This is a genomic window from Cupriavidus sp. USMAHM13 (assembly GCF_001854285.1).
GTDB lineage: Bacteria > Pseudomonadota > Gammaproteobacteria > Burkholderiales > Burkholderiaceae > Cupriavidus > Cupriavidus malaysiensis.
In genome coordinates, this window is the sequence record NZ_CP017751.1 from 245,260 (window position 1) to 258,110 (window position 12,851).

Below are 12,851 nucleotides of genomic sequence, written 5' to 3' on the forward strand. Positions count from 1 at the left end.
GGAGCCGGCTCCGGCCCGGCCCCACGCAGGAATCCGGAGTCAGGAGTCGCGATGTGGAACCTGAGTGCTCCCTGGTGGGAGTTCGTGCTGCGCGGGCTGATCGTCTACGGCAGCGTGCTGGTACTGCTGCGCGTGACCGGCAAGCGCCAGATCGGGCAGCTCACGCCCTTCGACCTGGTACTCCTGCTGGTGCTGTCCAACGCGGTGCAGAACGCCATGAACGCCGGCGACAACTCGGTCACGGCGGGGCTGATCCTGGCCGTCACGCTGGTTGCGGCCAACCTGCTGCTGGCCACGCTGACGGCGCGCAGCCGCCGCTTCGAGCGGGTGGCCGAGGGCCGGCCCGAGGTACTCGTCCACGACGGGCGGGTCTACCATGAACTCATGCAGCGCGAGCGCATCACCCGCGACGACCTGCACAAGGCGCTGCGCCGCGCCGGCTGCGAGCGCCTCGGCGACGTGCACGTGGCCATCCTGGAAACCGACGGCAGCATCAGCGTGCTGGTGCACCGGGAAGCGCCGGCGACGCCGCGCGAGGCCGCCGGCTCGCTGTGGCACCAGGGCGCGGCGGACGACGACACGGTCTGAGGCGGACAGGGCCCTCACCCACCACCACGGCTGACCGCCATCCGGCGATCCGCCAGGCCATCGAGAAGGAGACTATCGTGGCTGTCAGCGTCTTCGACCTGTTCAAGGTCGGCATCGGCCCCTCGAGTTCGCACACGGTCGGCCCCATGCGCGCGGCCGGCCTGTTCGTCCATGGCCTGGAGCGCGACGGGCTGCTGTCGCGCGTGGCCACGGTGCGCGTCGAGCTGTACGGCTCGCTCGGCGCCACCGGCAAGGGACACGGCACCGACCGCGGCGTCATCCTCGGCCTGATGGGCGAAAGCCCCGACACCGTCGATCCCGACGGCATCGCCGCACGGCTGGCCGCGCTGCGCGCCGGCGGCCGCCTGGCGCTGCTGGGCCGGCACGAGGTGCCCTTCGTCGAGAAGGAACACATCGCGTTCTACCGCCGCGAGGCCATGGCGGAACACCCCAACGGCATGAAGTTCCATGCCTTCGACGCGGCCGGGGCCACGCTGCGCGAGGCGCGCTACCTGTCGGTCGGCGGCGGCTTCGTGGTCACCGCCGGCGCGCCCAATACGCAGGTGCTGGAGGCCGAGCGCCAGCTGCCCCATCCGTTCCGCAGCGGGCGCACCATGCTGGAGATGGCCGCCGCCAGCGGCAAGTCCATCGCGCAGCTGATGCTGGAGAACGAACTGGTCTGGCATGGCGAAGCCGAGGTTCGCGCCGGCCTGCTGCATATCTGGGACGTGATGCAGGCCTGCGTCGCGCGCGGCTGCCGCACCGACGGCCTGCTGCCCGGCCCCTTCCAGGTGCGCCGGCGCGCCCCTGAACTGTTCCGCCACCTGACCGAACGCGCCGAGCGCGCCTTGTCGGATCCCCTCTCCGCGCTGGACTGGGTCAACCTCTACGCCATCGCCGTCAACGAGGAGAACGCCGCCGGCGGCCGCGTGGTGACCGCGCCGACCAATGGCGCCGCCGGCATCATCCCTGCCGTGCTGCACTACTACGACCGCTTCGTGCCGGGAGCCAGCGCACAAGGCGTGGTGGATTTCCTGCTCACCGCCGGCGCCATCGGCCTGCTCTACAAGCTCAACGCCTCCATCTCCGGCGCCGAGGTGGGCTGCCAGGGCGAGGTCGGCGTGGCCTGTTCGATGGCGGCCGGCGCGCTCGCCGCGGTGCTGGGGGGCAGTCCGGCCCAGGTGGAGAATGCCGCCGAGATCGGCATGGAGCACAATCTCGGCCTGACCTGCGATCCGGTCGGCGGCCTGGTGCAGATCCCCTGCATCGAGCGCAACGCGATGGCCGCGGTCAAGGCGGTGAATGCCGCCCGCATGGCCCTGCGCGGCGACGGCATGCACTATGTGTCGCTCGACTCGGTGATCAAGACCATGCGCGAGACCGGCGCCGACATGAAGACCAAGTACAAGGAGACGGCACGCGGCGGCCTGGCCGTGAACATCGTCGAGTGCTGAGCGCCGGCGCGCCGGCGCGCCGGAGCGATGGGCGGCGGGCGCGGCGGAAGCAGGCCAGGCGGGCGGACAGGGCGAAGCGGACGGAAAGCACGAGTCTGCACTTTTTGCTAGGCTGGCGTCCTGCCCGCCTTCGCCGCGCCGCGGCGGGCAGGTGCAGCACGCGCCCGGCGCGGCCTCTCTTGCGACAACGAACGGGATCACCCCATGATCAAAGTCAGCATTCTCTATCCGTACCAGGAAGGCGGCAGGTTCGATTTCGACTACTACCAGTCGCGCCACATGGCGCGCGCCGACGAGCTGTTCCGCAGCGCGCCAGGCTACCGCGGCTACGCCATCGAACGCGGCCTGGGTGGCGCCGCCCCGGGCTCGGCACCGGCCTACGTGGCCATGGGCCACTTCCTGTTCGACGATGCCAACGCCTTTGCCGCCGCCTTCGGGCCGCACGCGGCCGAGCTGCAGGGCGACATCCCCAACTACACCGACGCCAGGCCATTGATCCAGCTCAGCGAGGTGCTGCTGCCGCGCTGAGCCGGGACGCGCCGCCGGCCGGCGCCACCTCCCGTGCGGCCTGAAATGGCCCCGCACTGGCCGCCACGCTGGCGCGCGGCGAGTTCGCGCCGACCGTCAATCTGAACGTGTCCTTCGCCCGGCCGCCTCTGCGCGACCGGGCGCGTGGTCCGGCGCGGCAGGCGTCAGGGACGCAGCAGCCCCGGGAAACTCAGGAGGCCCAGCTGTCGCAGCTCTGCCGCACCGTGTCGCGCAGGCTGCGCGATTCCGCATAGGTCCGGCGCAGCCAGCGCTGGTCGCCGCTGCGGCTTGCCGCCAGCGCGCGGATATTGGCCAGGGCCTCGAGCGAGCCGAGCGCCTCGGCATGCGGCACCAGCGCATCGCAGATCGACAGGATGTGATCGGCGATCGGCACCCGCGTCAGCTCGTTGGGATGCACATACTCGCCCTCCAGGCCGAAGCGGCAGGCCTGGAAACGGTTGAAGGTGTAGACCAGGTAGTCGTCCTCCTGCGGCATGAAAGGGCGCGCCAGCAGCAGGTAGCGCGCCAGCGCCTGGATGTAGGCGGCGATGTCGCAGGCCTGCCGCACCGTCAGCGGCGTGTCCATCACGCGGACTTCGATGGTGCCGAATTCCGGCTTGGGCCGGATGTCCCAATAGAAGTCCTTCATGCTCTCGATCACGCCGGTGGCGTGCATCTTGTTGAAGTAGGCGGTGAAGGCGTCCCAGGTCAGCACGAAGGGCGCGCGCCCGCTCATCGGGAACGCGGAGACCGAGTTCAGGCGCGCCGAGGCGAAGCCGGTGTCGACGCCCTGCACATAGGGCGAGGATGCCGCCAGCGCGATGAAGTGCGGCACGTAGCGGCCGATCGCATGCAGCAGGTAGAGCGACTCGTCGGCGCTCGGGCAGCCGATGTGCACATGCTGGCCGAATACCGTGAACTGCTTGGCGAGATAGCCGTACAGCTCGGAGATGTAGCGGTAGCGCGGCGAGTCGGAGATGGTGCGTTCGGACCACTGCTGGAAAGGGTGGGTGCCGCCGCCGCAGATGCCCAGGTTGAGCGCGTGCGAGGCCTCGACCATCAGGTCGCGCATGGTGCCGAGTTCATCCAGCGCCTGCGCGTAGCTGTGGCAGATGCCGGTGCTGATCTCGATCATCGACGGGCTGATCTCTGGCTTGATGTCGCCCTCGTGGCGGGCGCCCTTGAGCGCACGCAGCAGGTCGGGCGCAAACGGCGCCAGGTCATAGTCGTGCCGGTTGACGAGCTGCAGTTCCAGCTCGACGCCGAAAGTCAGCGCCTCGGAGTGCGTGAACGATTCCAGTGACATCAGTGCGCCCCTCCATTGCCATGGCCATGACTGTTGCCGCCACGCACCTCGCCGGCGAAGCGCAGGCCCAGCGCGGCCAGCGCGGGCGCCAGCAGCTGCTCGATGGCCAGCGTGCACAGGATGATGGCGGCCAACGGCTCGCCGGTGTCGGGATAGAGCCGCGCCACGGCGCTCATCAGCAGGAAGGCCAGCCCGGACATCGGCCCCAGCGCCAGCCCGAGCGCCATGCATTGCTTGAGGCTCAGCCCGGAGAAGGAGCCCAGCGTCACCACCCCGGCCAGCTTGGCGGCGTGGCGCAGCACCACCAGCACCACCGCCGCGGCACCGCCGACGGCCCAGTCGTGGGCCGTCAGCGGCAGGCCCAGCGAGACCACCATGACGATGATCAGCAGGCTGCCCGCACTGCCGAAGTGCGCCGGCCACACATGCGGCTGGCGGTCCTGGTGCTTGAACACCACGCCGGCCAGCATCAGCGTCAGCGGCATGGACAATTTTAGTACCTGCGTCAGCGCCAGCGCGAACAGCACCAGTCCGACCAGTACCAGGAAGCTGTAGTGATCGTCACTCGACATGCGCGCATAGATGGCGTGGCCGGCCTTGCCGACGCCCCAGGCCAGCGCGCAGGAGCCGACCAGCAGGTAGAGCGGGTGCAGCAGCGCGGCGCCCAGGTTGCCGTACTCGGAGTGCAGCCAGCCGGTGGCGAGCTGCACGATGATGGCCGCATAGATGCTGTTGAGCGCGGCCAGGGCCAGCAGGCGCTCGGTCACCTGGCCCTCGGCGCGCAGTTCGTTCTTGAGTTGCAGCACGATGGTGGGCGAGGTGCTCACCGCGATGCCGCCCGCCAGGATCGCCACCGCCGGCACCACGCCCATCCACTGCAGCACCGCCGCCACCAGGCCCCAGGTCAGCAGGCTCTCGAAGGCACTGGTGAAGAGCAGCCAGCGGTTGGCCCGCAACCAGGTGATGGAAAGGCGGTGGCCCAGCTCGAACAGCGCCAGCGCCAGCGCCATGTCGATCAGCACATGGGTCTGGGCCAGCATGTTCTCGTCGAGGATGCCGCGGCCCAGGGTGCCGGCGGCCAGGCCCGCAGCCGCATAGCCGATGATGCGCGGCAGGCGCAGCCAGGCGCGGCAGATCTCGCCGGCCAGGCCCGCGCCCACCAGCGCCAGCCCTACCCAGAACAGCCCGCCGGGGGCTAGCGGCAGGCTGGGAAACAGTTGGCTCAGTCCAGTCATGGCTGCCATGGTACTGGAAGCCCGTGACATTCCGTGTCGGAGTTTGTCCGACACCGCCCCCATCAGTGCGGCAACAGCCGCCAAGTTCGACCAAAAACCAGCCATCCAGCAGAAAAGGCCGGGGCAACGACGACTGTGCGGCCGCTCACACTCCCCACAGCTTCCACTTGGGACGCGTCGCCCGCAGCGCGGTCTCGACCTTGGCGTAGAGACCGCGGCTGCGCCCTTGCGCCGCACCGCGTGCGCGCGCCTTGCCGAAGTACTCCAGCGCAGTCTCGCGCCGCTCCATCCCCAGCGCGGCCTGCACCGCGACCAGGCAGGCCTCGGCATCCCAGTCGTCGCGCACGGCGAAGGCCGCGTCGAAGTCGGCCAGGGCCTCGGCATGGCGCTGCTGCTCGGTCAGGATCAGCGCGCGCTGCACGCGCGGGCCGGCCGCGTCGCGTGCATCGTCGCCGGCCAGCGCAATGGCCTGCTCGAACAGCGGGAACGCCCGCGCGCTGTCGCCGAGGCCGCGCCAGACCAGCCCGAAGCGGTTGAACAGCCAGGCATCCTCGACCAGCAGCGCACGGCGCTGCAGCGCTTCGATCTCCGCACACAGGTCGGCACGGTCGTGTTCGTGGGCGCCGACGGCGGCAGCCTGCAGCAGGGCTGCCAGATGCGCGCGCGCATGAGCCATGGCATGCGCCGACTCGCTGCGCGCCTCCACCGGCAGGCCATCCAGGCGCGTATCCATGTGAGCCAGCGCGATGCGCGCCGACTCGGTGGCCTCGCCGCCGCCGATGGCCAGCCAGGCCGCCATCAGGCGGCTGACCACCCAGCCGACGTTGGCCGGATCGCGCTCGACCGGGTAGCGGTTGAGCACCTCGCCGGCCGCTTCCACCGCCTTGTGGTGGTCGCCCGCCTCGGCGTAGCTGTCGAGCAGGTCGATCCACTGCGCGATGAACTCGCTGGCGGCGATGCCCTTGCGATGCAGTTCGATGCGCTCGGCCACGTGAGCCGCGCCGGCCGGCAGGCTGCGCGCCAGCAGGCGGCACAGCAAGGCGTACAGGTGGGGGTCGGCGTCGCCGCCATGGCCTTCCGCGCTGCCCTCGCCACCGTCGAAATAGTGCTCGAAGCGCTGCTGGCCCAGGCGCAGCGCCTGCACCAGCTGGGGCCGCAGCGCGGTCTCGGCCGCGGGCGTTTCGGCGATCAGGTCGGCCAGCGCCTCGGCCGCGCGGTAGTAGCCGGCCGCGTCCTGGGCCTGGGTATCGAAGGCGAAGCGCTGCCACAGCTCGCTGACCGCGGCGGCGTTGCCCGAAGCGGCGGCGGCCTGCTGGCGCCACGCCAGCGCGCGTACCTGCGCCTGCGGGTCGGGCTGCTGGCGCAGATAGGTGTCGAGGTCGTCGAGGGCACCGGCGATGTCGCCGACGCCATGCCGCAGCGGCGCGCGCAGGCGCCTGGCCTGCGGATGGTCCGGCGCTGCCGCCAGCACCTGGCCGGCCTGGTCGAGCGCCACCGCGTCGCCGCCCGCGGCGTCCATGCCGAGCAGGCCGGGGTTGTCCAGCGCGATGCGGCCGAGGCAAACCCGCAGCATCGGCTCGGCGCGCTCGCCCGCCGCGTTGACGTGTTCGACGCACAGCGGCAGGATCTCCTCCACGCCGAGATCGGGTGCGCGATACAGCAGCGCATACCAGAAGCGGCCGGCCTCGGCGAACTCGCCCAGGCGGAAGTGGGCCAGGCCGGCATGCAGCAGCGCGGTCCAGTCGCCCGTGGCGAGGCCGTTGCGGCGGGCCGCCTCGTGCAGCCAGGGCAGCGCTTCCCGGCAGCGGCCCTCGCTCATCAGCAACAGGCCGTAGCGCAGCACCAGCAGGCCGCGCGAGGCCAGGCGGTGGGCCGGCTGCAATGGCTGGCTCGACAGCGCCACCAGCGCCTCGTCGAGGATGGCGTAGGCGCGCGCCTTGTCACCACGGTCGAAGGTCAGCCGCGCCAGCAGCAGCACGTAGTCCACCACTTCCGGATGCGCGCGCGCTAGCTGGCCGGCGATCTGCAGCGCCTCGTCATAGCGCTCCGCGTTGGCCAGTTCGACGGCATGCGCGTAGCTCACTTCCTGCACGGACACGACAACTCCTTCTGCTCAATCTGAATGTGCGAGTGCGGATTATGCGCCAACGGCAGCACCAGCATCGCGAGCAATAGCGGCGAAAAAAAACGCCACCCCCTGCTGGAGTGGCGTTTTATGCCCTTGAGACGTGCGCTGGCTTACTTGCCGCCGACCGTCTGCAGCACGGTCCACTTGCCGCCCACGACCTTGTAGACGGTGATGCCGCCGTCCTTCAGGTCGCCGCGCGCGTCGTACGCCAGGGTCTTGGTGGTGACGCCCTGCATATTGGTCGCCGCCAGTACCGGCAGGTAGCGCGCCGGGTCGGCCGAGCCGGCCTTGATCATGGCCGTCATCATCGCGGTGGCGCCGTCGTAGGCATACGGCGAATAGGTCTGCACCTTGCTGCCGAAGCGCTTCTCGTACTTCTGCTCATATGCCTTGCCGCCCGGCATCTCGTCCAGCGGCAGGCCGGCCAGCGACACCACCGTGCCCTCGGCGGCCGTGCCGGCCAGCTTCAGGAAGTTGTCGGTCTTGGACATCTCGCCCGATACCATCGGCGACTTGATGCCCAGTTCCTTCATCTGCTTGGCCATCGGCGCGGACTGCGTCTCGGCGCCGCCGTAGAAGATGATGTCCGGATTGGCACGCTTGATGTTGGTCAGCACGGCCTTGAAGTCCACCGCCTTGTCGTTGGTGTACTCGCGCCGCACCACCTTGCCGCCGGCCGCCTTGGCCGCCTTCTCGAACTCGTCCGCCAGGCCCTGGCCATAGGCGGTGCGGTCGTCGACGATGGCGATGTTCTTGGCGCCCAGCTTCTTGACCACGAAGGCCCCGATCACCGAACCCTGCTGGGTGTCGGAGGTCATCATGCGGAAGGTCGTCTTGAAGCCCTGGCGCGTATACTCCGGCGCCGTCGCCATGGCGATCTGGGGGATGCCGGCGCGGTTGTAGACCATGGAGGCCGGGATCGTGGTGCCCGAGTTGAAATGGCCGAGCATGCCCTGGATGCCGGAATCCACCAGCTTCTGCGCCACCACCGAACCGGTCTTGGGGTCGGCCTGGTCATCCTCGGAGACCAGCACGAACTTGACCGGCTTGCCGCCGATCTTCGGCTTGGTGGCGTTCATGTCCTCGATGGCGAGCACCACGCCGTTCTGCATGTCCTTGCCATACTGCGCCTGGCCGCCGGTCATCGGCGCGGCGAAGCCCAGCTTGATCTCCTGCGCCTGCGCGAAGGCGGTGGTGGAGGCCATGCCTGCGGCGGCCAGGGCGACGGCTAGCGCCGTCTTGTGCAATGTCGAGTTCATCAGTTCTCCTTGGTCCCTTTGGGTCCCGATTGATGCCGCTTCCGGCAGTATGCGCGGAACGCCTTTGCGGCGCCTCGCTTTCTTGCGCAGGCAGGCAGGATCGCCGCCTGCCCGCGCGGTCCGATGTCCGTTGACGGCCGCAGCCGTTTCAGCCGTTTCAGCCGTTTCAGCCGTTTCAGCCGTTTCAGCCGTTTCAGCCGTTTCAGCCGTTTCAGCCGATGGTCATCAGGCTGGCATTGCCACCCGCCGCGGCCGTGTTGACCGACAGCGAGCGCTCGATCACCAAACGCTCCAGGGCCACATCCGGTTCACCGTGGGCCAGTCCTTGTACGCCGACGATGGGGCCCGTCCGTGCCGCCACCTGCTGGCAGACCGTGCGCAGCCGGTCGGAGTCGCCGTGGTGCAGCACGGCGTCGTAGCCACAGTCCGGCGCCGTCCAGTCGGCCACCAGGCGGACGCGCGATTGTACTGCCTGGGGCAGGCGCTCCCGCAGCGCGCGGCTGGCCTTGTCGTCGGGCCACAACGCCGGCGCGCCGACCGCCAGTGCCGCCGCCAGTTCGAGCAGCAGGTCGCCCTCCTCCTGCGCCAGGCACAGCACGCCTTCGCGCGGCAGCACGGTATAGGTATTGCGCTCGCCGGTGGGGCCCGGCAGCGTCACCTCCAGGCCCGCGGGCGAAGCGGCCGCGTAGCTGCGGCAGGCCTCGGCCAGCGCCGGATGCGGCTCGCCTGCCCACGCACCCAGCTCGGCCAGCAAGGCCAGTGCCGCCCGGCCGCCCGCCGTGCGCGGCGCGAGATCGCCCGCCGCGTCGTTGCCGCTGGTGCCGGCGCGCGCATCGGCGCGCGCCACCGCCAGTGCCGCGGCGCCGGCCGGGCGCAGCGCCAGCAGCCGGGGCAGGTAGAGCGGACCGCCGGCCTTGGGCCCGGTGCCCGACAGGCCCTCGCCGCCGAACGGCTGCACGCCGACCACGGCGCCGACCATATTGCGGTTGACGTAGAGGTTGCCGGCATGGATGCGCGCCACGACGTGGGCGATGGTCTCGTCGATGCGGGTATGCACGCCCATGGTCAGGCCGTAGCCGGTGCCGTTGATCTGGTCGATCAGCGCATCGAAATCTTCGCGCGCATAGCGCACCACGTGCAGCACCGGGCCGAATACTTCGCGCTGCAGTTCGCCGATGCTGTCGAGCTCGATCAGCGTCGGCGGCACGAAGGTGCCGTGCCGGCACGCCTCGGTCAGCGCCACGTTCGGCTCGGCCTGGTGCACGCGGCGGCCCTTGGCGCGCATGGCCTCGATATGGGCAACGATGCCGGCGCGCGCCTCCTCGTCGATGACCGGCCCGACGTCGGTGGAAAGCCGGTCGGGATTGCCCAGCACGAGGTCCGCCATGGCCCCCTTCAGCATCTTGAGGACCCGCTCGGCCACGTCTTCCTGCAGGCACAGCACGCGCAGCGCCGAACAGCGCTGCCCGGCGGAGTCGAAAGCGGACTGCATCACGTCGGCCACCACCTGCTCGGCCAGCGCCGAGGAGTCGACCACCATCGCGTTCTGGCCGCCGGTCTCCGCGATCAGCGGAATCGGGCGTCCGCCGGCATCGAGGCGGCCGGCCAGGCTGCGCTGCAGCAGGCGCGCCACTTCGGTGGAGCCGGTGAACATCACGCCGCGCACGCGGGCATCGGCCACCAGCGCCGCACCCACGGTCTCGCCGCGGCCCGGCAGCAGCTGCACCGCGCCGGCCGGCACGCCGGCCTCGCGCAGCAGGCGCACCGCCTGGGCCGCGATCAGCGGCGTCTGCTCGGCGGGCTTGGCCAGCACCGGATTGCCGGCTGCCAGCGCGGCCGCCACCTGGCCGGTGAAGATGGCCAGCGGGAAGTTCCACGGGCTGATGCAGACCACCGGCCCGAGCGGGCGGTGCGAATCGTTGGAGAAGTCCGCGCGCACCTGGGCCGCGTAGTAGCGCAGGAAGTCCACCGCCTCGCGCACCTCGGCGATGGCATTGGAGAAGGTCTTGCCGGCCTCGCGCATGATCACGTTCATCAGTGACTGCATCTGCGCTTCCATCAGGTCGGCGGCGCGTTCCAGCGCGGCCGCGCGGGTCGCCGGCGGGGTCGCCTGCCAGATCGGCGCGGCATTGGCGGCGGCCGCGAGCGCGGCCTGCACCTCGGCCTCGCCGGCCTCGACCACGTGGCCGACCACGTCGCGCCGGTCCGCCGGATTGAGTACCGGCACGGGTTCGCCCGCTGCACCCGGCTCCGCCGCCGCGCCCAGCATCGGCTCGGCCAGCGGACGATCGCCCGAGGCCGCCAGCAGGGCCGACGACAGCGACGCCAGGCGCTGCTCGTTCGACAGGTCGATGCCGGCGGAATTGGCGCGCACCGCGCCGTACAGTTCGCGCGGCAGCGGGATGCGCGGATGCGGGCGGCCGAGCACGTTTTCCTCGCGGTGCAGGCGCTCGACCACGGCCACCGGATCGGCGACCAGGTCTTCGATCGGCACCGAGTCGTCGCCGATGCGGTTGACGAAGGAGGTGTTGGCGCCGTTCTCCAGCAGGCGCCGCACCAGGTAGGCCAGCAGCGTCTCGTGCGTGCCCACCGGGGCATAGATGCGGCAGGGGCGGTTCAGCTTGCCCTGTGCGACCGGGCCGACCACCTGCTCATAGAGCGGCTCGCCCATGCCGTGCAGGCACTGGAATTCGTACTGGCCTGGATAGTAGTTGTGTCCGGCGATCTGGTAGATGGCCGCCAGCGTATGCGCGTTGTGGGTGGCGAACTGCGGGAAGATGGCGTCGGGTGCGGCCAGCAGCTTGCGCGCGCAGGCCAGGTAGGACACATCGGTGTAGACCTTGCGCGTGTAGACCGGGTAACCCTCCAGGCCGTCGACCTGCGCCCGCTTGATCTCGCTGTCCCAGTAGGCGCCCTTGACCAGGCGGATCATCAGGCGGTGGCGGCTGCGGCGCGCCAGGTCGATCAGGTAGTCGATGACGAAGGGACAGCGCTTCTGGTACGCCTGCACCACGAAGCCGATCCCGTTCCAGCCGGCCAGCTCCGGCTCGAAGCACAGGCGCTCCAGCAGGTCGAGCGACAGCTCCAGGCGGTCGGCCTCCTCGGCGTCGACGTTGAGGCCGATATCGTAGTGGCGTGCCAGCTGGGTCAGCGACTTGAGGCGGTCGTACAGCTCGTTCATCACGCGCTCGTGCTGGGCCCGGCTGTAGCGCGGATGCAGTGCCGACAGCTTGATCGAGATGCCCGGCCCCTCATAGATGCCGCGCCCGCCCGAGGCCTGGCCGATGGCATGGATGGCCTGTTCGTAGGCGGCGAGGTAGTGCTGCGCGTCGGCCTCGGTCATGGCCGCCTCGCCCAGCATGTCATAGGAATAGCGGAAGCCGTCGGCTTCGTAGCGGCGCGCGTTGGCCAGCGCCTCGGAAATGGTCTCGCCGGTGACGAACTGCTCGCCCATCAGCCGCATGGCCATGTCCACGCCCTTGCGGATCAGCGGCTCGCCGCCCTTGCCGATCAGGCGCGTGAGGGCATGGGTGAGCCCGGTCTCGGTGTGGGTGGTGACCAGCTTGCCGGTCAGCAGCAGGCCCCAGGTCGCCGCGTTGACGAACAGGGAGCGGCTCTGGCCCAGGTGCGACTGCCAGTTGGCGCCGCTGACCTTGTCGCGGATCAGCGCATCGCGCGTCGCCTTGTCGGGAATGCGCAACAGGGCCTCGGCCAGGCACATCAGCGCCACCCCTTCCTGCGAGGACAGCGAGAACTCCTGCACCAGTCCCTGCACCAGCCCCTGCTTGCTCCAGCCCGGGCTCCCGCCGGCCTTGCGCTCGCGCAGGCGCCGCGCCAGCGCCGCCGCCATGGCCACGGCCGCCTCCGACTGCACCGCTGGCAGGCGAGCCTGTTCCAGCAGCACCGGCACCGACTCTGGCTCGGGCCGGCGATAGGCGGAGGTGATGGCTGCGCGCAGCACCGATTGCGGCTGCACGCTCTGCGCGAATTCGAGGAAGGGCTGGGGCGCGCTCTCGGCGGCCGCGGCGTCCGCGCCGTCGGCCGCGCCCGACTCCGCCGCATCGGCGGCACCGTGCGGCAGCAGGCCGTTCTCGATCTGCTCGAGGTAGCTGAAGATGGCCTGCTTGATCAGCCAGTGCGGCGTGCGGTCGATGCGCTGGGCGGCGCGCTTGAGGCGCTCGCGCGAGGCGTCGTCGAGCTTGACGCCCAGGGTGGTGGTAGCCATGCGTGCGGTTCTCCTGGCTGGGCCGCGACCGGCCGTGGTCGCTGCGGCAATCGTTGGGTTGGCGCCATCTTACGCCGCCCGCAAGCCGCGGTGCAACCAGGCGCAACCAGCGTTTTCATAGGGGTAAA

General features: G+C 70.3%; 8 protein-coding genes. 3 read left to right on the plus strand and 5 right to left on the minus strand.

Features of this window, described 5'->3' with window-relative positions; translation table 11 throughout:
* Positions 1-51 precede the first annotated feature (51 nt).
* The 3 genes from BKK81_RS01225 (at position 52) to BKK81_RS01235 (ending at position 2,570) form a co-directional block, all read left to right on the plus strand.
* Positions 52-588, plus strand: coding sequence for a DUF421 domain-containing protein (locus tag BKK81_RS01225; RefSeq protein WP_071010368.1), 537 nt, complete (start codon positions 52-54; stop codon positions 586-588).
* 77 nt (positions 589-665) lie between these two features.
* Positions 666-2,042 (plus strand): L-serine ammonia-lyase, encoded by a 1,377-nt coding sequence (locus BKK81_RS01230; RefSeq protein WP_071010370.1) that lies wholly within the window; start codon positions 666-668, stop codon positions 2,040-2,042.
* A gap of 204 nt (positions 2,043-2,246) precedes the next feature.
* Positions 2,247-2,570, plus strand: a complete 324-nt coding sequence (locus tag BKK81_RS01235) for an EthD family reductase (protein ID WP_071010371.1) — start codon at positions 2,247-2,249, stop codon at positions 2,568-2,570.
* A 190-nt stretch (positions 2,571-2,760) separates the two neighbouring features.
* Here the strand turns inward: BKK81_RS01235 and BKK81_RS01240 are convergent, their stop codons facing one another.
* The 5 genes from BKK81_RS01240 to putA all read right to left on the minus strand — a co-directional run bounded on the left by BKK81_RS01240 (position 2,761) and on the right by putA (position 12,723).
* Positions 2,761-3,876, minus strand: a complete 1,116-nt coding sequence (locus BKK81_RS01240) for a YbdK family carboxylate-amine ligase (RefSeq protein WP_071010373.1) — start codon at positions 3,874-3,876, stop codon at positions 2,761-2,763.
* Complete coding sequence (locus BKK81_RS01245; RefSeq protein ID WP_083384175.1) at positions 3,876-5,111, minus strand: cation:proton antiporter; 1,236 nt, start codon at positions 5,109-5,111, stop codon at positions 3,876-3,878. Before BKK81_RS01245 ends, BKK81_RS01240 begins: the two co-directional genes overlap by 1 nt.
* Positions 5,112-5,256: 145 nt before the next feature.
* Entirely contained in the window at positions 5,257-7,209 is a 1,953-nt protein-coding gene (locus BKK81_RS01250; protein WP_071010376.1) for a tetratricopeptide repeat protein, read from the minus strand.
* Positions 7,210-7,349: 140 nt separating this feature from the next.
* Entirely contained in the window at positions 7,350-8,498 is a 1,149-nt protein-coding gene (locus BKK81_RS01255; RefSeq protein ID WP_071010378.1) for a branched-chain amino acid ABC transporter substrate-binding protein, read from the minus strand.
* Positions 8,499-8,709: 211 nt separating this feature from the next.
* Entirely contained in the window at positions 8,710-12,723 is a 4,014-nt protein-coding gene (gene putA, locus BKK81_RS01260; RefSeq protein ID WP_071010380.1) for a trifunctional transcriptional regulator/proline dehydrogenase/L-glutamate gamma-semialdehyde dehydrogenase, read from the minus strand.
* Between the last annotated feature and the right edge of the window lie 128 nt (positions 12,724-12,851).